At 70.0% G+C, this 23,072-nt stretch carries 21 protein-coding genes; 16 read left to right on the top strand and 5 right to left on the bottom strand.

Annotation, left to right across the window (positions count from 1 at the left end; genetic code table 11):
- Positions 1-187: 187 nt before the first annotated feature.
- Both HHL10_RS16285 and HHL10_RS16280 read right to left on the bottom strand, forming a co-directional pair.
- The gene (locus HHL10_RS16285; RefSeq protein ID WP_169161451.1) at positions 188-658 is read right to left on the bottom strand and encodes an aromatic-ring-hydroxylating dioxygenase subunit beta; all 471 of its coding nucleotides are present in this window, start codon (positions 656-658) and stop codon (positions 188-190) included.
- Between the two features lie 22 nt (positions 659-680).
- Complete coding sequence (locus HHL10_RS16280; RefSeq protein WP_169161450.1) at positions 681-2,015, bottom strand: aromatic ring-hydroxylating dioxygenase subunit alpha; 1,335 nt, start codon at positions 2,013-2,015, stop codon at positions 681-683.
- 157 nt (positions 2,016-2,172) lie between these two features.
- Here HHL10_RS16280 and HHL10_RS16275 point away from each other — a divergent pair, with 157 nt between their 5' ends.
- From HHL10_RS16275 to HHL10_RS16230, 10 genes are all read left to right on the top strand, one after another.
- The gene (locus HHL10_RS16275; protein WP_169161449.1) at positions 2,173-3,075 is read left to right on the top strand and encodes a LysR family transcriptional regulator; all 903 of its coding nucleotides are present in this window, start codon (positions 2,173-2,175) and stop codon (positions 3,073-3,075) included.
- A 129-nt stretch (positions 3,076-3,204) separates the two neighbouring features.
- Positions 3,205-3,747, top strand: coding sequence for a hypothetical protein (locus HHL10_RS16270; protein WP_169161448.1), 543 nt, complete (start codon positions 3,205-3,207; stop codon positions 3,745-3,747).
- Positions 3,748-3,822: 75 nt separating this feature from the next.
- The gene (locus tag HHL10_RS16265; RefSeq protein WP_169161447.1) at positions 3,823-6,153 is read left to right on the top strand and encodes a type VI secretion system Vgr family protein; all 2,331 of its coding nucleotides are present in this window, start codon (positions 3,823-3,825) and stop codon (positions 6,151-6,153) included.
- A 10-nt stretch (positions 6,154-6,163) separates the two neighbouring features.
- On the top strand, positions 6,164-6,604 hold the full coding sequence (locus HHL10_RS16260; RefSeq protein ID WP_169161446.1) for a DUF6484 domain-containing protein: 441 nt from the start codon (positions 6,164-6,166) through the stop codon (positions 6,602-6,604).
- A gap of 10 nt (positions 6,605-6,614) precedes the next feature.
- Positions 6,615-7,094: a hypothetical protein gene (locus HHL10_RS16255; protein ID WP_169161445.1), complete on the top strand. Its 480-nt coding sequence runs from the start codon at positions 6,615-6,617 to the stop codon at positions 7,092-7,094.
- Positions 7,091-7,549: a hypothetical protein gene (locus HHL10_RS16250; RefSeq protein WP_169161444.1), complete on the top strand. Its 459-nt coding sequence runs from the start codon at positions 7,091-7,093 to the stop codon at positions 7,547-7,549. Before HHL10_RS16255 ends, HHL10_RS16250 begins: the two co-directional genes overlap by 4 nt.
- Before the next feature lie 20 nt (positions 7,550-7,569).
- Positions 7,570-8,646, top strand: a complete 1,077-nt coding sequence (locus tag HHL10_RS16245; protein ID WP_169161443.1) for a DUF2169 family type VI secretion system accessory protein — start codon at positions 7,570-7,572, stop codon at positions 8,644-8,646.
- Entirely contained in the window at positions 8,643-9,671 is a 1,029-nt protein-coding gene (locus tag HHL10_RS16240; protein WP_169161442.1) for a hypothetical protein, read from the top strand. The genes HHL10_RS16245 and HHL10_RS16240 overlap by 4 nt, the downstream gene beginning before the upstream one ends.
- The gene (locus tag HHL10_RS31195) at positions 9,668-10,576 is read left to right on the top strand and encodes a DUF4150 domain-containing protein (RefSeq protein WP_169161441.1); all 909 of its coding nucleotides are present in this window, start codon (positions 9,668-9,670) and stop codon (positions 10,574-10,576) included. Before HHL10_RS16240 ends, HHL10_RS31195 begins: the two co-directional genes overlap by 4 nt.
- A gap of 36 nt (positions 10,577-10,612) precedes the next feature.
- Complete coding sequence (locus tag HHL10_RS16230; protein WP_169161440.1) at positions 10,613-11,272, top strand: hypothetical protein; 660 nt, start codon at positions 10,613-10,615, stop codon at positions 11,270-11,272.
- Between the two features lie 40 nt (positions 11,273-11,312).
- Here HHL10_RS16230 and HHL10_RS16225 read toward each other — a convergent pair whose 3' ends face one another.
- Positions 11,313-12,545 (bottom strand): OmpA family protein, encoded by a 1,233-nt coding sequence (locus tag HHL10_RS16225; RefSeq protein WP_169161439.1) that lies wholly within the window; start codon positions 12,543-12,545, stop codon positions 11,313-11,315.
- Positions 12,542-14,194 carry a serine/threonine-protein kinase gene (locus HHL10_RS30580; protein WP_169161438.1) on the bottom strand — a complete coding sequence of 551 codons (1,653 nt, stop codon included), beginning with the start codon at positions 14,192-14,194 and terminating at the stop codon, positions 12,542-12,544. Before HHL10_RS30580 ends, HHL10_RS16225 begins: the two co-directional genes overlap by 4 nt.
- A 104-nt stretch (positions 14,195-14,298) precedes the next feature.
- On the opposite strand from HHL10_RS30580, the gene HHL10_RS16215 reads away from it, so the two are divergent.
- The 6 genes from HHL10_RS16215 to HHL10_RS16190 all read left to right on the top strand — a co-directional run bounded on the left by HHL10_RS16215 (position 14,299) and on the right by HHL10_RS16190 (position 21,762).
- Complete coding sequence (locus HHL10_RS16215) at positions 14,299-14,754, top strand: GNAT family N-acetyltransferase (protein ID WP_169161437.1); 456 nt, start codon at positions 14,299-14,301, stop codon at positions 14,752-14,754.
- A gap of 131 nt (positions 14,755-14,885) precedes the next feature.
- Positions 14,886-15,227, top strand: coding sequence for a hypothetical protein (locus HHL10_RS16210; protein ID WP_169161436.1), 342 nt, complete (start codon positions 14,886-14,888; stop codon positions 15,225-15,227).
- 550 nt (positions 15,228-15,777) lie between these two features.
- Positions 15,778-17,607: a PLL family lectin gene (locus HHL10_RS30230; protein WP_205833072.1), complete on the top strand. Its 1,830-nt coding sequence runs from the start codon at positions 15,778-15,780 to the stop codon at positions 17,605-17,607.
- A 257-nt stretch (positions 17,608-17,864) separates the two neighbouring features.
- The gene (locus HHL10_RS16200; RefSeq protein WP_169161435.1) at positions 17,865-19,679 is read left to right on the top strand and encodes a protein kinase domain-containing protein; all 1,815 of its coding nucleotides are present in this window, start codon (positions 17,865-17,867) and stop codon (positions 19,677-19,679) included.
- Entirely contained in the window at positions 19,676-20,746 is a 1,071-nt protein-coding gene (locus tag HHL10_RS16195) for a polysaccharide deacetylase family protein (protein ID WP_169161434.1), read from the top strand. Before HHL10_RS16200 ends, HHL10_RS16195 begins: the two co-directional genes overlap by 4 nt.
- Positions 20,743-21,762 carry a tetratricopeptide repeat protein gene (locus tag HHL10_RS16190; RefSeq protein WP_169161433.1) on the top strand — a complete coding sequence of 340 codons (1,020 nt, stop codon included), beginning with the start codon at positions 20,743-20,745 and terminating at the stop codon, positions 21,760-21,762. The genes HHL10_RS16195 and HHL10_RS16190 overlap by 4 nt, the downstream gene beginning before the upstream one ends.
- A 60-nt stretch (positions 21,763-21,822) precedes the next feature.
- Here the strand turns inward: HHL10_RS16190 and HHL10_RS16185 are convergent.
- The coding region (locus HHL10_RS16185) for an aldehyde dehydrogenase family protein (protein ID WP_169161432.1) at positions 21,823-23,072 on the bottom strand (1,250 nt) is incomplete at its 5' end.

Here is a 23,072-nt window from a genome sequence, read left to right as displayed (position 1 = left end):
CATGTCCCGCGCCACTGCGCCGGCCGCCCGAGTCGAATTCATTCGGCTTCTTGCTCGAAGCTGAAATATTTACTCGTCATGCCCGCGCAGGCGGGCATCCACGCTGGCCGGGAAGCCGCCCGGTATTCGTGGACACCCGCCTTCGCAGGTGTGACGAGGTTATTTCAGTGAGAATGGCGAATTGGAATCAGATCGGATAAATGATCGAATTCGGGATCATCTCGCTGTCATAAACCACCAGCCGCGAGGCGAATTTCAGCCCGGCGGGCGTGCGCACCACGGTGTCGATATAGCGCCCGACGTTGAAGACGGTGGAAATCTCGGACAGCTTGGTGCGGAACACCGCGTAATTGGCCTCGCATTCGAAGCGGTCGGCCTCGGCCTGGCGGACCAGCGGCGCGCCCACCACGTGGCGCTGGTAGTACGGGTCGTGGAACAGCGTTTCCTTGATGCCGTAGACCCGGTCCTTGAGCATGCCCTTGCCGCTGAAGGACAGCGTCGCCAGCGGAAAGCCCCGCTCGTGGTTCTCGCGCGGCTGCAGCCGGTAGCTGCCCGCGTCGGTGAAGAACTCGGGCCACAAGTCCCAATTGCCCGAGTCCACCGCCGCGGCGTAATCGGCGTAGAGCTGCGTCAGCGCGTGGTAGGTCTGGAAGTCCATGGCGTTCGTCTCCTGGGGTCGGTCAGGCCGCGCCGTGGCCGCAGCCGTTGGCGGGCACGCGCGCGGCGGCCGGCGCTTCGGATGCCTCGGGGGCTTCCATCACCTCGCGCCAGTAGCGGTACATGCCGCGGATCAGCGTCTCCGTGACCATGTGCGGCGTGTGCTCGTCCACGCCGCGCCCGCCCAGCTCGGCCAGCGCGTGGCCCGAGGGCTTGCTCTCGAAAGCCTGCTGCGAGAACTCGACGACTTCACCGTCGTCGGCCGAGACGAAGCCGGCCGGGCCGAACAGGTTCGCTTGGCGCAGGCGGCGCTGCGTCATCTCCTCGGTGTCGTCCTCGAAGCCGAAGTGCGTCCACACGAAGTCGAAGCTGCCCGAGCCGGTGGGCTGGATGTGGCGCGTGGAGACGCTGTTGACCTGCTGCTGCAGGATGACGCTGGGAAAGATGGTGGTCATCACCGCCGTCGGGCCGCCCCACCAGGGCTCCGGCACGATGTCCAGGAAGCTCGGGTCGTGCAGCTGCATGCTCTGCTTGAAGCTGGACACGCTGGTGACCTGCCCGGCTTCGCCGCCCGAGCCGCGCGTGGAGATCATGGCGGCGTGGCGGTGCTTGGCATCCATCACCAGCTCGGACTTGTTGTCCGCGCGCCAGAGCCCGAAGGTGACGAACCAGGTGTGCAGCAGGCCCGGGTGGTACGGGTCCTTGATGTTCTCCTGCATCAGCTTCCAGTTGCCCGGGATGCGCTGGCGGTTGTAGCCCAGCAGCGTGAGCTTGCGGCCGTTGAAGAGGCGGTCGAAGTAGCGGGTGATGACCGGGCCCAGGTAGTCCTCCAGCGGCTCCACGTCATGGTCGAAGGAGGCGAACACCACGCCGCCGCGCACCGCCACCTTCAGTTTGGTAAGCCCGTGCTCGGCCGGCTTGAAGTCCGCCGGCATGCCGCCCTGGAAGCTGCCGTCGGCCTGCTTGACGCCGCGCCGGAAGGGCACGCCCAGCAGCTCGCCCTTGAGCGTGTAGCTCCACTGGTGATAGGGGCAGGTGAAGCCTTTTCTGTTGCCGTGGCGCTCGCGGCAGAAGCGCATGCCGCGGTGCGCGCACACGTTCTCCAGCACGTGGATCTGGCCGTCGGCGTCGCGGGTCATGAGCACCGAGCGCTCGCCCACCACCGTGCGCTTGAAGTCGCCGGCCCTGGGCACCTCGGCCTCCAGGCCCACGTAGCACCAGTGGCCCCGGTAGAAGAAGCGCTCCAGCTCGCGCCTGTAAAGCTCCTCGCTGGTGTAGGCCAGGAAGGGGATGCGGCCCGTGCCTTCCGGCTCCCAGGCCGGCTCCACGGGGAAAAGGGGCGAGGCTTGCGCGCTCATGCTGGTCTCCTTGGTATGTGTTGCGCTTCGCGTCCATGGCGTCGCGGCGGTCGCGCGGCGTGGCCAAGCGACGGGCCGCATCGTCGCCGCTCTGTAACATTCAGCCAATAAAGAGGGCTGAATACGGTTCATCACTGAAATCCATGGACGGTGCGGCGTGGAGCTGGAAGAGATCGATCTGAACCTGCTGGTGGTCTTCAGGCAACTGCTGGCCGAAAGGCGGGTGTCGAAGGTGGCGGAGAACCTGGGGCTGAGCCAGCCCGCGGTCAGCAACGCCCTGGCGCGGCTGCGCAGGCTGCTGGGCGATGAGCTGTTCACGCGCACACCGCAGGGCATGGCGCCCACGCCCTATGCCGAGCAGCTGGCCCAGCCTCTCACGCAGGCGCTGGGCCTGATCCACGGCGCGCTCAACCAGAAAAGCGGCTTCGACCCCGCCACGGCGCGGCGCGCCTTCACCGTGGGCATGAGCGACATCGGCGAGATCTGGTTCCTGCCCCGGCTGGTCGATGCGCTGGTGCGCGCAGCGCCGGGGGTATCGGTCAGCACCGTGCGCAATGCCTCGGTCAACCTCAAGGACGAGATGGAGGCGGCCAAGGTGGACCTGGCCATCGGGCTGCTGCCGCAGCTGCGGGCCGGCTTCTTCCAGCGCCGCGTGCTGCTCACGCGCTACGTGTGCCTGATGCGCCGGGGCCACCCGCTGGACAAGCCGGGCCTCACGCTGCAGGAGTTCTGTGCCGCCGAGCACGTGGTGGTGGTGGCGCAGGGCACCGGGCATGGCCGGGTGGACGAGGCGCTGCAGCGCGGCGGTGTGCAGCGCCGGGTGCGGCTGACGGTGCCGCACTTCACGGCGGTGGGGCACATCCTCCAGACCACGGCGCTGCTGGCCACCGTGCCGGAGCCGCTGGCGCAGCGCATCGCCGGGCCTTTCGGGCTGGCGTACGTGCCGCCTCCGGTCGAGCTGCCGGCGGTGTCGATCAACCTGTTCTGGCACGCCCGTGTGCACCAGGACCCGGCCAACGTCTGGCTGCGCCAGCTCATCCTGGCGCTGTTCGCAGGCTGATCCCGGGCGGCTGCGGCGTGCCGCGGCAGTGACCTTGGTCGCTTTGCCGCAGACCGGGCGGCTCCTACCGTGTCCGCATGAACCAGGCACGGAAGCTCATTTCTCCGGGCCGGCTGGGTTGGGACCAGGGTGCGCAGTTCGAGTAGCCGCAGCCGCGCGCTGCGGGTCCTGGGCAGCAGCCTGATGCTGGCGGCCTGCTCGACGGCGCCGCTCAGCGACAGCCCGGGTTGCGAGGCCGCCTCGGGGGAGGCGGCCGCCTGGCGCGCCGCCGTGACGCAGGGCCCGCTCTATGCCGTCGCGCTGCGCGGCGCACCGGTGGCGGCCTGCAGCCTGCGGCAGGAGGCGCAGGCCATCGAGCTGGAATTCCGCTTCGCCGACGGCAGCCGGCTGCAGGCCCGGCGCGACGGGGCCATCGAGCTCAGCGAGCAGTCGCTGCGCTGGGCCGGCGCGCGGGGCGGCTTCGATGCGCGCGCGCTGCTGCGCCGGGCCGAGCAGGCGGCCTTCAGCGGCGGTTGCGGCATCGACTGGGCGCAGCCCGAGACGGCGCCCGCGGCTGGGGAGCCCGGTGCCGTGGACAGCGTGTACCGCGGCGAGACCTGCAACTGCCAGGCGCGGGTGCGCCATGACGCCAGCGGCCGTGTGCTGATGCTGGCCTTGCGCAGCGCCTGCTGACTGCGCCGCAACGCCGCGCCGCGGCAGTGACTTTGGTCGCTACCCGCCGCCGCGGCCGCTCCGTACCGTCGCGCCATGACCTCCGCCTTGCCCGCCTCGGTCCTGAGCCCGTGCCGGCTGCACACGCCGCTGGAGCCGGACCTGCTGCTGCTGGGCGGCTGCATCGCGCGCGAGGGCCTGAGCACGCTGGGCGAGGCCGAGCTGACGCTGCGCAGCGAGAAGAAGGACATCGCCCCCGACGCGCTGCTGGGCAAGCCCGTGGGATTGACCATCGACTTCGGCGGCGAGGAGCAGCCGCGGCAGCTGCACGGCATCGCCACCCGCTTCACGCACGGCGGCTTCGAGGGCCGGCACTTCGTCTACCGCATGACGCTGCGGCCCTGGCTGTGGCTGCTCACGCGCACCGTGGACTGCCGCGTGTTCCAGTCGCTCAGCGTCCCCGATATCGTCAAGGCCGTGTTCCAGGACCACCCGGTGGCCAACTTCGAGCTGCGGCTGTTCCGCAGCTACCGGCCCTGGACCTACTGCGTGCAGTACCGGGAGAGCGATTTCAATTTCGTGGCGCGGCTGCTGGAGCACGAGGGCATCTACTGGTGGTTCGAGCATGAGGAAACGGCTCACAAGCTCGTGCTGTGCGATGCCGCCAGCGCGCACGACGCCGCGCCGGGCTGCGAGTCGCTGCCCTTCTACCCCAACGGCGCGCAGGTGCCGCCCGGACTGGAGTACGTGCGCGAGTGGAGCGCCTCGCGCGGCGTGAAGCCGGGCAAGGTGGTCATCACCGACTACGACTTCGAGCGCCCATCGGCCTCGCTGCTCACCGACCAGACGCGCCAGCGCAGCTACGACCTGTCGGACGCCGAGGTCTTCGACTATCCCGGCGGCTACCTCCAGGGCGCCGACGGCGCGCAGTACGCCGAGGACCGGCTCGACGAGATCCAGAGCCGCTTTGAAACCTTCAGCGCCGCCAGCAACGCGCAGGGCCTGCGCGCGGGCCGGCTGCTCACGCTCACGCGCCATCCGCGCGAGGACCAGAACGCCGACTACCTCGTCACCGCCACCACGCTGCGGCTGGAGCTGCCGGCGCACGAGGCCGGCGGCGGCGAGGCGCGGCTGGATTGCCGCTTCGAGGCCATCCCCGCCGCGCAGCAGTTCCGCCCGCCGCGGCGCACGGTAAAACCTTGCGTGCCGGGGCCGCAGACGGCGGTGGTCACCGGGCCCGCGGGCGAGGAGATCTTCACGGACAAGTACGGGCGGGTGAAGGTGCACTTCCCGTGGGACCGGCACGGGCAGCGCAACGAAACGAGCTCCTGCTGGGTCAGCGTCTCGCACCCCTGGGCCGGCGCCAACTTCGGCGGCGTGGCCATTCCGCGCATCGGCCAGGAGGTGATCGTCGGCTTCCTGGAGGGCGACCCAGACCGTCCCATCATCATCGGCCGCGCCTACAACGGCGAGAACATGCCGCCCTGGGAGCTGCCGGCCAATGCCACGCAGAGCGGCATCCTGACCCGCTCCAGCAAGGGCGCAGGCTACGCCAACGCCAACGCCATCCGCTTCGAGGACAAGAAGGGCGCCGAGCAGCTGTGGCTGCACGCCGAGAAGAACCAGGACATCGAGGTCGAGCACGACGAGACGCACTGGGTGGGCAACGACCGGCGCAAGAACATCGACCACGACGAGGTCACCCACGTCAAGCATGACCGCACCGAGACGGTGGACCACAACGAGACCATCACCATCGGCGTGGACCGCAAGGAGAAGGTCGGCAGCAACGAGACCATCAGCATCGGCGCCAACCGCACGGAGGATGTGGGCGCCGACGAGAAGATCCACATCGGCGCGAACCGCACCGAGAGCGTCGTCGCCAACGAAACCATCACCATCGGCGGCAACCGCAGCATCACCGTCAGCGGCAGCGAGACGGCCACGGTGGCGCTGCAGCGCACGCACGCGGTGGGCATCAACGAGACCATCGCCGTCGGCGCGGCGCAGGAGATCGCCGTGGGCGCGGCCCAGGTGGTGGCGGTGGGCGCGATGCAGAGCATCACCGTGGGCGCCAACCAGTCCACCAACGTGGGCGCGAACCAGAGCACGGACGTGGCCGCCAACCAGAGCACCAGCGTCGGCGCCAACCGCAGCGTCAACGTGACGGGGGCGCAGAGCACCAGCGTCGGCAAGGGCCGCGACACCTCGGTGGGCGAGAGCGACGCGCTCAAGGTGGGCAAGAACCTCGTCATCAACGCCGGCGACTCGGTGTCCATCACCACCGGCAGCGCCAGCCTGACCATGAAGAAGGACGGCACCATCGTGCTCAAGGGCAAGGACATCACCATCGAAGGCTCCGGAAAGATCAACGTCAAGGCCGACGGCAATGTCGTGATCAAGGGCGCCAAGATCCTGGAGAACTGAGGAGCGGACCATGGGCAGCAGGGAGCGCTTCGAGGCCTGGGCGCCGGCGGTGCAGCTGGGCGAGCTGGTGGCGCTGGCCGACGACGGGGCCACGGCGCTGGTGATCGACCCGCAGCAGCTCGACGCGCCGGCGCGGCGCGCGCGCAGCGTGGTGGACCTGCACGCCGCGCACATCGGGCGCAGCGTGGTGCTGGCCTTCGAGGGCGGCGATCCGGCACGGCCCATCGTCATGGGCGTGCTGCGCGGCGGCCCGGAACGGCCCGCCGCCATGGCCGTGGAGGCTGACGGCGAACGCATGATCGTCAGCGCCGAGCACCAGCTCGTGCTGCGCTGCGGCAAGGCCAGCATCACGCTGACGCGCGCCGGCAAGGTGCTGATCGAGGGCTCTTACCTGCTGAGCCGCTCCACCGGGGTCAATCGCATCCAGGGTGGCTCGGTGCAGCTCAACTGAGGAGGCGACCATGGCCAGCGCGCAGCAAGCCAACGAGTTTCGCAAGGGCGTGATCAAGCCCACGCTGCTGAAGATCGGCCTGTGGAGCCCCGCGGCCGAGGAGCTGCTGCTGGGCACCGCCCTCAAGGAAAGCCGCCTCAAGTTCCGCCGCCAGATCGGCGGCGGGCCGGCGCGCGGCCTGTTCCAGATGGAGCCGGCCACGCACGACGACATCTGGAAGAACTTCCTGAAGTTCCGCGCCAAGCTGGCCGACCAGGTCATGGGCCTGCGCTCCTCGCCCGGCGCCGACCCCATCCAGGAGCTCACCGACAACGACGCTTACGCCGCCGCCATGGCGCGCGTGCACTACCTGCGCGCGCCCGCGGCGCTGCCGCCGGCCGGCGACGTGCAGGCCATGGCCGCGTACTGGAAGAAGCACTACAACACCGTGTTCGGCGCCGGCACCGCCAAGAGCTACGTCGATGCCTGGAACGAGGTGTTCGGGGCATGAGCCGTGGCGGGACGTGGGCTGCCCTGGCGGGGCTGCTGCTGCCGCTGTGCGCCGCCGCCAGCGCTGATGCCGGGCCGGCCGGCGCGGCGGCCGGGCCCGTGGCGACGCTGACGGCACCGGCCATCGTGAGCGTGGAGCCGGGCGCGGGCCTCACGCGCGAGGCTTTTGCCGAGCGCTGGGGGCAGTTCGAGGTGCGGCTGCGCAAGGACGCCTTTCCGCTGCCGGCGCCGCATTGCCGGCGCCACGTCATCCTGCGCGTGCCGGCCGTGGCGCCCGACGCGCCGGGCCATGAGCAGGCGCTGGAGCGGCGCTGGGCGCTGTACCAGCAGGTGCTCGACGTGCAGGCGCGCCGCGAGGCTTCGGTCACCGTGCCGCTGGACCTCTCGCTCTACACCGAGCGCAGCGCCCGGGGCGTGGCGCTGAGGTACTGCAACGCCTACGTCAGCCTGCGCTGACGCTGCGATTCGCCGCCGCCATGGAACTGCTCAACGCCACCCGCATGGTTGCGGGCTACACCATGGGGCTGGAGCCCAGCGGGCGCGAGCTGCTGGTCGTCGTCGTCAAGGGCACCTTCGTGCTGCCCAAGCCGGGCGAGGCGGTGCGCCTGCACGACACGCAGCTGCCGCTGGTGATGGCCGACACTTTCAGCGGCGAGCCCGGCTTCAGCGCGCCGGTGCAGGAGGTGGACTTCGCTCCGCGCAAGCCCGCCTGCGACGTGCTGCTGAACGGCAGCGCCTACGCGCCCGGCGGGCGGCCGGTGGCGCGCGTGCCGGTGGGGCTGCGCGTGGGCACGATGCACAAGCACTTCGAGGTGGTGGGCGACCGGGTGTGGGAGGCGCGCCTGGCCGAGGTTCGGCCCTCGGCGCCGAAGCCCTTCGTGCGCCAGCCCATTTCCTACGACGTGGCTTTCGGCGGCGCGGACCGCGAGTCGGAGGACCCGGCCGAGCACGACGCCTACCTGCCCAACCCCGTGGGCCGCGGCTGGCGCAAGCACCTGAAGAACGCCTGGGTGGACGGCCGGCCGCTGCCCAGCACCGAGGCCCCCGGCGAGCCCGTGACCTGGCCCGCGGGCCGCTACCGGCCCATGGCCTTCGGCCCGCTGGGCCGCGGCTGGCCGGCGCGCGCCCGTTACGCCGGCACCTACGACGACCACTGGCTGGCCGAGGTGTTCCCGTTCCTGCCGGCCGACTTCGACGAGCGCTATTACCAAGCCGCGCCGGCGGACCAGCAGCTGCCCGTCCCGAAGGCGCCGCTGGACGTGACGCTGGTGAACCTCACACCCGACGGCCTGCGCAGCTTCGTGCTGCCGCATTTCGAGGCGCCGGTGCACGTGTTCCCGCGGCGCGGCGCGCGCGAGGATCTGACGGCCACGCTGGACACCCTCGTGTTCGAGCCGGATCAGGAGCGCTTCACCATGAGCTGGCGCGTGGCCCGGCCGCTGAGGAAGAACATGTTCGAGCTGGCGCAGGTGATGGTGGGCAAGAAGGGGCGGGAGTGGTGGCAACGCCATGACGAGCATCAGATCATGTTGCCTCTTGGGAGTCGGACGTGACCTGGCAGCGCTGCGTTTGCGTTGAAGCGACCGGGCTCGTAACCAGTGTGGGATTGAGCGCCGCATCCACATGTGCCGCGATCCGGGCCAAGCTTTCCAACGCGGCGCAAACTCGCCTCGTGCCCGCCGACGAAGGATGGCTCGTGGCTCACCAGGTGGCGCTGGAACAGCCATGGCGCGGGCTGGACAAGCTGGCCAGCATGGCTGCCATGGCCATCGACGAGTGCCTGGAAGCGGTGTCGTCGTGTGAAAGGCCGGTCATTCCGCTGCTGCTGTGCGTGGCCGAGCCGCAGCGTGCGGGCCGTATCGATGATCTGGATCGACGCCTGTTCGATCGGGTCGGGCAATGGACCGGCCTGGGCAAGAGCGATGGTTCAGGGGTGATTGCCCAGGGGCGCCCAGGACTGATCACGGCGCTGCATCGGGCCCGTGCCCTGCTGCGCTCGGGCCGGGCTTCGCGCGTGTTGTTGGCCGGCACCGACAGTCTCCTGACTTGGCCCGTGTACCGGGCTTACCTGGATCAGCAGCGGCTGCTGACCCCGCTTAACTCCGATGGCCTGATGCTGGGCGAGGCGGCTGGAGCGCTGCTGCTGACCGCCGGGTCCGGGCCGTCGCTGCGGCTGTGCGGTATTGGCACCGGCATCGAGCCTGCCAAGGTGGACAGCGGCATGCCGCTGCGGGCCCAGGGGCTCAAGTCGGCCATCGAGGCAGCCCTGGCGGAGGCCGGTGTCGCCCTGCATCAGATGGACTGGCGTGTCACCGATCTGTCCGGTGAGCACTACTACTTCAAGGAGGCCGCGCTCGCGGTCGGGCGGCTCCTACGGGCGCACAAGGAGTCGTTCGAGCTGTGGCATCCGGCGCAGTCCGTCGGTGAAACCGGCGCGGCGGCAGGCTTTGTCGGCGTGGCCGTGGCGGATGCGGCTTACCGCAAGGCCTACGCTCCCGGGCCGTGGGTACTGGTGCACCTCGGAAACGACGAGGGCCAGCGTGCTGCGGCCGTGTTCGGGTACGGGAGCGTCCGGTGAGTGACCAGGTCTTCGCCAATGGCATGGAGATTTCCTGCAAAGCCGCTTCACAGGGCAAATCCATTTGCGCCTTTCCCGATGTCTGCTTTACCCCGCCGCAGACGCCGGCCACGCCAACCGGTGTGCCCGTGCCCTATCCCAACACCGGCATGGCCTCCGATTGCACGGACGGGTCCACGTCAGTCCAGATTTCCGGCCAGGAGGTGATGCTCAAAGACAAGTCGTACTTCAAGAAGAGCACGGGTGACGAGGCCGGCTCGGCGCCCAAGAAGGGGCTCATCACCGGCACCATTCAGGGCAAGGTCTACTTCGTGTCATGGTCGATGGACGTGCTGGTCGAGCAGGAAAACGTCGTGCGTCACCTTGACTCCACCACGCACAACCACGCCTGCCCGAACGCGAATGAGCAGATCCTGTGGCCCCACATCGTCAGCCAGGCGACCGCGGGCATGCAGACCAAGCCGCTCGACAAGTGTCCCGCTGAGTGCAAGACCAAGAAGACACACAAGACCCGCTACAAGAATCTGCGCAAGGGAACGCCGTCGGACAAGGCTCAGGCGTCGGTGAACCGACGCAGGCCGAAGATCTGTGATGCTTGCAAGCAGCCCGCCGCGACGTTGGCGGCCGACCATGTGGTGCCGCTGAAGAAGATCTGCGAAATGCCGGGCTTCGCCTGCCTGCCCAACGAGAAGCAGGAAGAGATCGCCGACGCGGCCTACAACTACGATGGGCTGTGCGGTTCATGCAATTCATCAAAGTGCGATCGGCTCTGGCACAACTGGAAGCGCGTGAAGGTCAGGAACCTGACGCTGCATCCGTCGACTCGCGCGGCCAAGATCAAAAAGACCGAGGAAGTGGCCAAGCGGATCACCAAGGAAATCCGGGAAACGCCGTGCAAGGAATAGCGCCTGCCGAAGGCATAAGCAGGCAAGGAGCTCACCATGGACTACGACAGCGAAGCCATCGCAGACTTCTTGGAAGAAGTCGAGCACGAAGGCCATCCCAAGGTGTACGTGAGCATGAAGAACGGGCTTGCTGCCATCGGCACTCTGCCCGACTCGTGGCAGGCGCTGCGTGAGCATGAGGATGTGGTCGATGCCGTTCGGCAGCTCTGGCAACCCGTCGCTCACCGGCTGCCCATGACGCTGGCAGCACTGCAACGCAAGCTCGCCGGCCTGGCCTTCCTGGTAACGGACTCGGCCCGTCCGTCCCTGCTCTACCTGTTCGACGAAGGCCGCGACTTGATGGCTCGCCGGGGCTTCTGGCCGTTGGATAAGCTGCCGGCGCCAGGTGACGAACTCGACACCGACTTGAGCAGGCTCTACAGGATTCACGACGGCTGGGTGAACATTTTCGGTGCCATAGGAGGTCCGTTGCCGGCGCAACAATGGACCGTGATCGGCAAGGCCCCAGGCATCAAAGGCTTTTTGCAAGTGTATTCCAACGGCAGCCAGTCTCTGGGCTTCGACCTCGACGAGACGCCGGCCAAGGCTTTCGCCATGGACACCGAGGATGACACGGTGGAGCCCGTGGACGAGTTCTGGGCGGAGCTCGACGACCGGCTCGCCAGGGCGCTCAAGGCTTACCCGGACGCCCGCTGAGCCCGCTCGCCATATTTCCGATTCGGTTCAGGCCCGCTCCCTACCCCCCACACCCCTGCACCTTGAACTCCACCCGCCGATCCAGCGCATCGCTGGCGTCGTCGGTCCCCGTCCCGATCAGGTTTTGCCGAAACCCCACCCCGCCGGCTTTCAGCCGCGGCGCCAGGTCCGACACCTCGGTCACGAGCTTTTGCCGGATCGCCAGCGCGCGCTGCTCGGAGAGCCGGTCGTTGTAGGCCTCGCTGCCGGTGTGGCTGGTGTGGCCCACCACGTTCAGGCAGACCTTGGACGCCGCCACGTGCCGCGCGATCTGGCGCAGCCAGAACGGGTAGGGCCCGCTGATCTTGGGCTCGGGCCAGAAGTCGGTGCTGCCCGGGTTGAACAGGAATTTCACGCCCAGGTTGTTGTTGGCCAGCGCCGTCTCCACCACCTTGCCGAAGGCCGCCTCGGCCTCGGCGTCGCGGCCCAGCTTCCAGTTGGAGAGGTAGATGCCGTTGCGCGTGCGCATCTGCTCGCCCGCGGGCGTGGCCAGCGCCGCACGGTACAGCTCCAGCGCCTGCGGGTACTGCTCGGCGTTGTAGGCCTGCGTGGCGGCCTGGATGGTGGTGCCCACGCTCACGCGCTGGAAGTAGTCGGCATCGGCCGGCGTGCCGGGCCGAGCCTGCGCGGTGCGGATGTAGCCGTCCACCACCTTGTCCTTCACCAGCACCGGGCTGTCGCGGTAGTAGGGCGTAGGCGTGGCGTCGAGGCGGTTGTCCACGGCGCGGGTCGAGGCCTGCGCCACCACGTTGCCGCTCTTGAGCTCCACCAGCGAGAGGTCGATGCGCAGCGGCGGACGCCCGGCCGGGCGGTCCTTCACCTCCTGCAGGTGGTCCAGCGTGCCCACGAGCAGGTAGCGCGCCTTGGAAAGGCTCTCGCCCTGGAACGGCAGCAGCTCGAACTCGCCGGCGCGCAGCCGCTGGGCCACCTTGTCCTCCAGCGCGCGCGTGAGCGCCGACTGCTGGCCGGTGCCGCTTTCGAGCATCGGGTCCACCACCACGCTGCGTGAGCTGAACTGCGCCATCACCCCCATCGACTGCCGCGCCTGCGTGAGCAGGCTGTCGGTGGCGCTGGCCACGGCCTGGTCGAAGCTCACCGCCTCGGTGCTGGCGGTGGGGCCGGTGGGCGTGGCGCAGCCGGCCAGCGCGGCCAGCACCAGGGCCGGGACCAAGGCAGCGAGGGACGGTCCGGCGCCGCGGCGGCCCGCGGGAGATTCCTTCGAAAACGTGTTCATTGCTTGCACTCCTTCTTGAGGACATCGCGCTCTTCGGGCGTCAGGGGCTCGCCCAGCATCACGCGCTGGATGACGTCGGCGCAGCGGGCCGACAGGCCGCGCCGCGCCGGCGGGTTTTCATCGGCCACCGGCGGAGGGGCCGGAACGGCTCGCGCCGGCGGCAGCGCCTGCGGTTTCACGGTCGCCGGGGCCGCGGGGGACGGCAACGCCCGCAGCGGCGGTGGGGCCGGCATCGGCACCGGCGCGCGTGCAGGCGCGGGCGCAGGAGCAGGAGCAGGAGTCGGAACAGGTGCAGGTGCGGGTGCGGGCGCAGGAGCAGGAGTCGGAACAGGTGCAGGTGCAGGTGCAGGTGCGGGTGCGGGTGCAGGCGCGGGCGCGGGCGCGGGCGCGGGCGCAGGAGTCGGAACAGGTGCGGGTGCAGGCGCGGGTGCAGGAGCAGGAGTCGGAACAGGTGCAGGTGCGGGTGCGGGTGCGGGTGCGGGTGCGGGTGCGGGTGCGGGTGCGGCGGAGCGTGGCGGCGCGGCCGGTGTGCGCGTCTCGACGGACGATGGAGTTCCATGCGGGCCGGTGGGTGCCCGCTCGCGTTGCACGAGCAACCAGTAGGCGGCCGCAGCGCCCAGCGCCAGGGCCGTGCCCGCGGCGACGAGGGCGGCGGTGGGGACGCGCTGCCGTGGCGCCGCGCCCCGTGCCGTTGCGGGCGCCGCCGGCGCGGCCTCCAGCAGGGCGCGCAGCTCGGCCGCGCTCTGCGGCCGGTCCTTGGGCAGCACTGCCAGGGACCGGTCCAGCGCCTGCAGGAAGGCGGCGCTGTAGCGCCCGGCGGCCACGCGCGCCAGCGGCTCGTACTTGTCGGCCAGCAGCCGCTGCACGGCGGGCGGCGGCGTCTTGCCGGTGATGGCGAAATGCGCCACCGAGGCCAGCGCGTACAGGTCGGTCCACGGCCCCTGCTGCAGCCCGGCCGTGTCGCCGTACTGCTCCACGGGCGCGTAGCCGGCCTTGAAGATGACGGTCAGCGAGCGCTTGAGGTCGCCGATCACGCGCCGCGCCGCGCCGAAGTCCAGCAGCAGCGGGCGGCCGTCGGGCAGGATCAGGATGTTGTCCGGCGCGATGTCGCGGTGGTAGCAGCGCGCTGCGTGCAGCACCTCCAGCGCCTGCAGCAGCTGCCGCAGCAGCTCGCGCAGCCAGGCCTCCTCGGGCGGGTGGCCCAGCTCCTTGAGATAGCGCGCCAGCGTGGTGCCGGCCACGTAGGGCATGGCCATGTAGGCCGTGCCGTTGGCCTCCCAGAAGCGGTAGACCTTGAGCAGCGAGGGATGGTCGAAGCCCGCCAGCAGCCGCGCCTCGTTGATGAAGCTGCGCAGCCCGGCCTCGAAGGTCTCGGCGTCGCGCTCGGAGCGGATCGACACCGTCAGCGCCTGCGTGCGCTCGGCCAGCGACGCGGGCATGTATTCCTTGATCGCGACCTCGCGCTGCAGCGAATGGTCGCGCGCGAGGTAGACGATGCCGAAGCCGCCCGCGCCCACCACCGACAGCAGCTCGAACTCGCCCAGCCGCGTGCCGGGGGGCAGGGCGTTGGCATGCGGCTGCGCCGGCTCCGCAGCACGGGCCAGCGGCCCGGTGCGCAGCACCGTGCGGTCGTCGTCAGGGGTTCCCATGGCTGGCTGGCTTCGGCGGCCAAGGTAGCCCAGCCGCTGCGCGGCGTGATGTGACCTTGGTCGCTCGTGCAACCGCCGCTTCGTCGCCAGCATGGGCGCCACGCATGGACATGCTGATCAAGCTCTACGCGCTCGGAGAGCTTTTCCCCGTCGCGCCGCCGGGGGTGCTGCTGCGCAAGCCGCTGGGACCGGAGCACGCCTTCGTCACGCAGTGGGTGGCGCAGCGCTTTGGCGCGCTGTGGAGCAGCGAGGCCGGCGTGGCGCTGGCCAACCGCCCGGTGAGCCTGTTCATGGCCCAGCGCCAGGGGCAGCTGCTGGGCTTTGCCTGCTGGGACGCCACCGCGCGCGGCTTCGTCGGACCGCTGGGCGTGGCCCAAATCGCGCGCGGCCAGGGCCTGGGCGCGGCGCTGCTGCGGGCCTGCCTGCACGACATGCGCGCCGCGGGCTACGGTTACGCCGTCGCCGGCCATGTCGCTGCGCCGCGCTTCTTCGAGCGCGCGGCCGGCGCGCTGGAAATCCCCGATTCCTCGCCAGGGCTGTACGCCGGGCTGCTGCGCTGAGGCAGCCCTCATAGCCGGTTCTCCGCGAATTTCAATCCGGGGAAATTGAATGTTTTGCCGGCGGTCGAATTCAAGGCTATTTTTTTTGATGCAAATCAAGTCGTGCCCGGCTCGCGCGTGAATCTCGATTCATGCCAGCCGGCCAGGGGATATTGAAGTCTTCAATCCAATATCCACCGCTGACAGAAAAAATCATCCCGCGCAGTCTTGAATATTCGTCTGCGGTTGAAGGCTTTCAAGGGCAAAGCCATGACGCAGAGGAATCGTCGCAATTTCATGGTCATGGCGCCGGCCGTGGCGCCGGTGGCCGAGCACCATCCGCGCGATCCCTGTTACCGGCTGCCGTGCCAGGGCAGATGCCTGGTGTGGACATGGCGCAGCTGGTTTGCATTACATATCGAGTGTTCTATCGAGTTTTTGTGGCAATTGTGCCGGATATTAATGAGAAGCAATGGCGGCCTCTGCGCCGTTGAAAAAAGCAATCGCATCCAAGACCAAATGAACGATGATGGCGTACCCGTTTGGGTATATGAACGCAACAATCTTGCGCCTTGACACTGGGTGTGCAGTAATGCCCTGCGACGTGTCAGCCTATGGAGGAAATATGAATACTCAATCCCTCCGTGCATTTCCCGTCATCTTGGACGCCAGAAACCGTCCTACCCTCTGTGAGCCGTTCTAGGCACCAAGAAAGTTGGCTATGGCCGGTCTGTGAGGCTCCAGACGGAGAGGCCTGAGGCGTCTTGGCAGCAGCGTTCCCGTACGGCGCCCTGACGTCATGTTCGGCTTGATTCGCCATGCGGCGCAGCTTCGGCGCGCCTGTACACGAGCGTCCATCAACCGTGTTCTGGGGCTCTAAACCAGATCCTTTGGTACCGCGTGGCTGTTGCCCACCAGACCCCCTCTCAGTGGACACGCTGTGCAATTTTTGGGCCCACCAACAGCTGACGGGGCTTGCGTTCGAGGTACCAAGCACTCGCACCGAAAGTGTGAGGAATTGATTGCAATTCAAGGAGAGCAATCATGGCAAATGGTGAAGGCAACATCATCGCCGGCCCGTCGGACCGGCCTTCCATCCTGATGCCGGCGTCGGCGCTGATGCCGCCGCGTCGCCGCTTCCTGCGCTCGGCCGCCGGCTCCGGCTTGGCACTGCTGGGCGGCGGGGTGTTCACCGCCTGCGGTGGCGGGAACAACGGCGGTGCCACCGAAACGGCCCAGGCGCTGGCCGTAGCCGAGCCCACCGGCCACTTGCACAGCGCGCAAGCGAGCTGGGGTGGCTGGGAGTCCTTGGGCGGCGTGTTGACCTCGGGTCCCGCCGTGTGCTCGTGGTCATCGGGACGGCTCGACGTCTTCGTGCGCGGCACCGACAACGCGCTGTGGCACAAGTGGTACAGCGACGGCGGCTGGAGTGGATGGGAATCCTTGGGCGGCGTGCTCACCTCCGATCCTGCGGCCGTCTCATGGGGACCCGATCGCATCGACGTCTTCGTGCGCGGGACCGACAACGCGCTGTGGCACAAGTGGTACAGCGGCAGTTGGAGCGGCTGGGAATCCTTGGGCGGCGTGTTGACCTCGGGTCCCGCCGTGTGCTCGTGGGCGTCGGGACGGCTCGACGTCTTCGTGCGCGGCACCGACAACGCGCTGTGGCACAAGTGGTACAGCGGCGGCTGGAGCGGCTGGGAATCCCTGGGCGGCGTGCTCACCTCCGATCCTGCGGCCGTCTCATGGGGACCTGACCGCATCGACGTCTTCGTGCGCGGCACCGACAACGCGCTGTGGCACAAGTGGTACAGCGGCGGCTGGAGCGGCTGGGAATCCCTGGGCGGCGTGTTGAGATCAGGTCCCGACGTGTCCTCATGGGCGTCGGGACGGCTCGACGTCTTCGTGCGCGGCACCGACAACGCGCTGTGGCACAAGTGGTACAGCGGCGGCTGGAGCGGGTGGGAATCCCTGGGCGGCGTGCTCACCTCCGATCCTGCGGCTGTCTCATGGGGACCCGATCGCATCGATGTCTTCGTGCGCGGCACCGACAACGCGCTGTGGCACAAGCGGTACGGCGGCTGGAGCGGCTGGGAATCCTTGGGCGGCGTGTTGAGATCAGGTCCCGGCGTGTCCTCATGGTCAGCGGAACGGCTCGACGTCTTCGTGCGCGGCACCGACAACGCGCTGTGGCACAAGTGGTACAGCGGCGGCGGCTGGAGTGGCTGGGAATCCTTGGGCGGCGTGCTCACCTCCGATCCTGCGGCCGTCTCATGGGGGCCCGACCGCATCGACGTCTTCGTGCGCGGCACCGACAACGCGCTGTGGCACAAGTGGTACAGCGGCGGCTGGAGCGGCTGGGAATCCTTGGGCGGCGTGTTGACCTCGGGTCCCGCCGTGTGCTCATGGGCGTCGGGACGGCTCGACGTCTTCGTGCGCGGCACCGACAAGGCGCTGTGGCACAAGTGGTACAGCGGCGGCTGGAGCGGGTGGGAATCCCTGGGCGGCGTCCTCACCTCCGATCCTGACGCCGTCTCATGGGGGCCCGATCGCATCGATGTCTTCGTGCGCGGCACCAACGGCGGGCTGTGGCACAAGTGGTACAGCGGCGGTTGGAGCGGCTGGGAGTCCTTGGGCGGCTTCCTGAGATCAGGTCCCGGCGTGTCCTCATGGGCATCGGGACGGCTCGACGTCTTCGTGCGCGGCATCAACAACGCGCTGTGGCACAAGTGGTACAGCGGCGGTTGGAGTGGGTGGGAATCGCTGGGCGGCGTCATTACCTCCGATCCTGCGGCCGTCTCATGGGGACCTGAGCGCATCGACGTCTTCGCGCGCGGCCGCAGCAACGCGCTGTGGCACAAGTGGTGGTCGTAAACAGCACCGTCCTCCATTGAAGACAGTCGAGCTCGGCGGCGTGCATTTGCCGGCCGCAACCCCCGCTGTTCTTCCTGCCGCGCCCGGCAATGCTTGAGCAGTACCTTGTGGCAGTACGAGGCGCCTTACCGCTATCGCTGAGCGGCAGCCGCGGCCGGCCTTCGGGCCGGCCGCATGACTTTGGTCCGTTGCCGGGCTGAGGCGGGCAGCCGAGCATGCGCCAGACGCGCGAGGCGCGACAGGCGAGGCTTGCTGCCATGGCTCAACAGGACGGACCGACCGCACCGACGCCCCCACCGGGCGCCAATGCCCTGGCGGCGACGAGGCCGCCGCAGCCCGCGGCCGACGACGATGCCACGCGCATCGCGCCGGCCGCCGCGCTGGAGCCCACCGGTGCCGGTGCCACGCTGACGCCCGCGCCTGGTCCGCTGCACGACGTGGGCGCCACGCTGCCCGGCAGGGCGCCCGCGGGCGATCCGGAGGTGCGCCAGGTCGGGCGCTACGAGATCCTGGAGCGCCTGGGCCGCGGTGGCATGGCGACCGTGTTCCGCGCCCACGACCCCGGCATCGGGCGTGACGTGGCCGTGAAGTTCCTGCACGCCTCGCTGTCGGAAAACGCCGAGGTGCGCGCGCGCTTCCTGCGCGAGGCCCGCGCCGCGGGGCGGCTGTCGCACCCCAACATCGTCATCGTCTACGACGTGGGCGAGATCGAGGGCCGGCCCTACATGGCCATGGAGCTGCTGGCCGGCCAGCCGCTCAACGAGCTCATGGACAAGGGCGAGCCGCTGCCCGTGCGCGAGGCGCTGGTGATGGGCATCCAGCTCGCGCTGGCGCTGGACTACGCGCATGCCCACGGCATCGTGCACCGCGACATCAAGCCCAGCAACATCGTGCGGCTGGGCGGCACGCAGACCATCAAGGTCACCGACTTCGGCATCGCGCACATGGATTCGGCCCTGGACGAGCAGCGCACGCGCGTGGGCGACATCCTGGGCACGCCGCAGTACATGTCGCCCGAGCAGACGCAGGGCGAGAAGCTCGACGGCCGCTCCGACCTGTTCTCCGCCGGCATCGTGCTCTACCAGATGCTCGCGGGACAGCGCCCCTTCACCGGCGACAGCCTGGTGTCGCTGGCGCTGCAGATCGCCAAGGACGACCCGGTGCCGCTGGAGCGGCTGCGCCCGGACCTGCCGCCGGGCCTGTCGCGCGTGGTGCAGCGCTGCCTGGCCAAGGCGCCGGAGGCGCGCTACCAGAGCGGGCGCGAGCTGGCCGAGGCGCTGGGGCGGGTGCTGTCGGCGCTGGACGAGGCCGAGCGCCGCCGCGAGCAGCCGCGCATCGTGCCGCTGCGCGTGCGCTGGGCGGCGCTGATGGCGCTGGTGGTGGCGGTGGTGATGGGCCTCACCGCCGCCGTGGTCACGCAGCGCCAGGTCGCGGCCATGCGCAGCCAGGCCATCGACGTGGGCGCGGCGCTGGCGCGCTTCATCGCCGTGCAGAACGCCGCGCCGGCGCTGGCCGAGGAGTGGGCCACGGTCGATGTCGCGCTGCAGGAGGTGATGAAGACGCGCGACTTCCACGGCGTCAGCGTGGTGGACCGCAGCGGCGTCGTGCGCGCCTCCAGCCAGCCCGCGCTGGTGGACAAGCCCTACGTGCCGCCCGCGGGCGAGGCGCTGGGGCGGCGCGGCGAGGCGGTGCTGGTCACGCGCCACGAGGCCGGTGGCGAGGCGCTGCTGGGCTTCGAGGCGCCCATCACCTTCCAGGGCAAGCCCGTGGGCCGCGTGGCACTGGCGCTGCCCGAGGCGCCGCTGCTGGGCGTGGCGCGGCTGTCGCTGCTGTGGATGGCGCTGCTGGTGGTGGTGACGGTGGCGGCGGCCGGCGGCGCCATGTATTTGCTGGCCGAACGCCTGGCGCGGCCGATCCAGCGCGTCACCGCCGCGCTGGACGACATCGCCGCCGGCCATTTCGAGCAGCGCATCGGCGAGGAGCGCAAGGACGAATTCGGCCTGCTCTATGCCGCCTTCGACCGCATGGCGCAGGCGCTGCAGGCGCGGCTGGGGCGGGAGACGCCGCCATGAGGCCGGCTTGCGCGGCCAGCGCGGCCCGGGCCGCCGCGCTGGCCGCGGTGCTGGCCGGCTGCGGCACGCTGCCGCCGGGCACAGCGCCAACCCCGTTGCCGGGCGACGTGCCGGCGTCCGCGCCCGCCGTGGCCGGCCGTGGCGAGGTGCTGGCGCGCAGCGAGCGTTTCATCATCTATGTGCCCGCGCCGGGCGAAACGCTGCGCGGCATCGCCGCGCGCTTCCTGGGCAGCGAGGAGGCGTACTGGCGCATCGGCGACTTCAACGCCGTGGCGCGCGCCGAGGCCGGGCAGGCGCTGGTGGTGCCGCTGCAGCCCTTGAACCCGCTGGGCGTGCAGGCCGACGCCTACCAGACCGTGCCCATCCTCTGCTACCACCGCTTCGGGCCGGGCGGCGGCAAGATGGTCGTCTCCGCCGCCAGCTTCGCCGCGCAGCTGGACTGGCTCACGCGCAACGACTACCACGTCATCCGCCTGGAGCAGCTGCTGGACTACCTGGAGGGCCGGCAGGCGCTGCCGCGGCGCTCGGTGGTGCTCACCATCGACGACGGCTACGCCTCGGTGTACCGGCATGCGTTTCCGCTGCTCAAGAAGCACGGGCTGCCGGCCACGCTCTTCGTCTACACCGACTTCATCGGCAGCGGCGGTGAGGCGCTGAGCTGGGCGCAGTTGTCGGAGATGGCGGCCTCGGGGCTGATCGACGTGCAGGCCCATTCCAAGTCGCACCGCAACCTCATCGACCGCATGCCGGGCGAGTCCGAGGAGCGCTACCGCCAGGGGCTGGACGCCGAGGCGCGAGTGCCGCGCGAGCTGCTGGAGAAGCGGCTGCCGGTGCAGGTGCGCCACTACGCCTTGCCCTATGGCGACGCCAACGAGGCGGTGCTCGAGGTGCTCTCGCGCCAGCGCTACCGGCTGGCCGTGACGGTCAATCCCGGCGGCAACGCCTTCTTCGCGCAGCCGATGCTGCTGCGGCGGACCATGATCTTCGGCGACCACGACCTGGAGGACTTCAAGGCCAAGCTGCAGATCAGCCGGCCGCTGGCCGTCTCGGCCGGAGGCGCGCCTTGAGCGCGCGGCACGTCCGCTTCCGGGCCGCGCAGGGCACCGGCGGCGCTGCGCTGAGCGCCTGGCGCCGGATCGCGCTGGCCGCCTGCTGCGCGGCGCTGGCCGGTTGCGCTGGCATCGGGCCGCTGGGCGGAGGGGCGGTGGCGCCGGCGCGCGTGGACACCGCGGCGCGGCCGGACTCGCCCCCGGCGCAGGCCTTCGAGCGGCGCCAGCGCGAAGCGGCACGGCAGGCCGAGCGCCAGGGCCGCCTGGCCGATGCGGCGCTGGCCTGGGAGCTGCTGGCGCTGCTGCGCCCGGAGGAGGCGGAGTACCGCGAGCAGTTGCAGGCCACGCGTCGGCGCATCGACACCACGGCGGCCGAGCGGCTGCAGCGCGCGGCGCAGGCGCGCCAGCGCGGTGAGCTGGACGCCGCCGCCACGCAGTACCTGGCCGCGCTGGCGCTGAAGCCCGACGACGTGCAGGCGGCCGAGGTGCTGCGCGGCATCGAGCGCGAGCGCAACAGGCGGCTGGTGCTGGGGCGGTACTCGCGGCTGACCATCACGCGCCGCGCCGCGCAGGAGGCGGAGATGGCGGGCGCGCGCACCGGCGCCGAGCGCCTGGCCGCGCAGCGGGCGAGCGTCCCGGAGGGCGAGCGTGCGGCCCGCGCCGAGCGGCCGCCGCGCGCGGAGCGGGTGGCGCGCCTGGATCGCGGCGCGCGCAGCGTGGCCGCGGCGGACGTGGCCGACCCCAACGGCATCGAGCATGCGTCGATGCTGATGTCGCAGGGCCAGATCGCCGACGCCATGGCACTGCTGGAAGCACGCCTGGCGGCCGACCCGCGCGACGTGCCCAGCCGGCTGCTGCTGGCCGAGGTGTACTACCAGCAAGGCGAGCGGCTGGCCGCCAGCGACCGTGCCGCAGCCATCGCGGCGCTGGAGAAGAGCGTGAAGGCCGATGCCACGCACCCGCGGGCGCAGGCGCGGCTGCGCGAGCTCAGGGCAGCGCCGGTGATGGCCGGTGCGGCGGAGGACCCGCGGTAGGCGGGCGGGCCGGGCCAAGGCAGCGCCTGGCGTCGGGACCGGATACAGGCCTGCTCGCCCTCAGGCCTGCGTGTACGAGGTCTTCACCGTGGTGAAGAACTCCGCCGCGTAGCGGCCCTGCTCGCGCGGGCCGTGGCTGGAGCCCTTGCGGCCGCCGAAGGGCACGTGGTAGTCCACGCCCGCGGTGGGCAGGTTCACCATGGTCATGCCGGCCTGCGCGTGGCGCTTGAAGTGCGTGGCGTGCTTGAGGCTGGTGGTGCACAGCCCCGAGGCCAGGCCGAAGGGCGTGTCGTTGGCCAGGGCCAGCGCCGCGTCGTAGTCCTTGGCGCGGATGACGCTCACCACCGGGCCGAAGATCTCCTCGGTGTTGATGCGCATCTGCGGCGCCGTGTCGGTGAACAGCGCGGGCGTCATGTAGAAGCCCGGGGCGCCGTCGGCGTTGCGGCCCAGGGCCTCGCCGCCGGCGGCCAGCCGCGCGCCCTCGGCCTTGCCGATGGCCACGTACTCCAGATCCTGCGCCAGCTGCTTCTCATCGACCACGGGGCCGATGTCGGTGCCGGGCTTGCGCGCGTCGCCGACCTTGATGCCCTTCATCTTCTCGGCCATGGCGGCCACGAAGCGGTCGTGAATGCCCTCGGTGACGATGACGCGGCTCGACGCCGTGCAGCGCTGGCCGGTGGAGAAGAAGCCGCTGTTGATGGCGCAACTCACCGCCACGTCCAGGTCGGCGTCGTCCAGCACGATGAACGGGTTCTTGCCGCCCATCTCCAGCTGGAATTTCGCCATGCGCGCCACGCAAGCGGCCGCCACCTGCTTGCCCGTGCCCACGGAGCCGGTGAAGCTGATGGCGTTGACGCGCGCGTCGTCCAGCAGCGCCTGGCCCACCACGGAGCCGCGGCCCATCACCAGGTTGAACGCGCCCGCCGGCAGCCCGGCGCGGTGCAGGATGTCGGCCAGTGCCCAGGCCGAGCCCGGAACCAGCTCCGCCGGCTTGAGCACCACGCTGTTGCCGAAGGCCAGCGCCGGGGCGATCTTCCAGGCGGGAATCGCGATCGGGAAGTTCCAGGGCGTGATCAGGCCCACCACGCCGACGGGCTCGCGCGTCACCTCGACGCCCACACCGGGGCGCACCGAGGCCACCACGTCGCCCGAGGCCCGCAGTGCCTCGCCCGCGAAGAACTTGACTAGCCCTAACTTTATGCGGGCACGGTAGATGCTGGCATGCCGAGTGAGACCGTCTACTGGGCGAGGTTTCACCATGGCAAGACCGTTGATCGACGACGAGCTCTGGGCTGTGATCGAGCCATTGC

The sequence above is a fragment of the Azohydromonas caseinilytica genome (genome assembly GCF_012927045.1).
In the GTDB taxonomy this organism is placed as follows: Bacteria; Pseudomonadota; Gammaproteobacteria; order Burkholderiales; family Burkholderiaceae_C; genus Azohydromonas; species Azohydromonas caseinilytica.
This window is presented reverse-complemented; position numbering and strand designations above follow the sequence as displayed.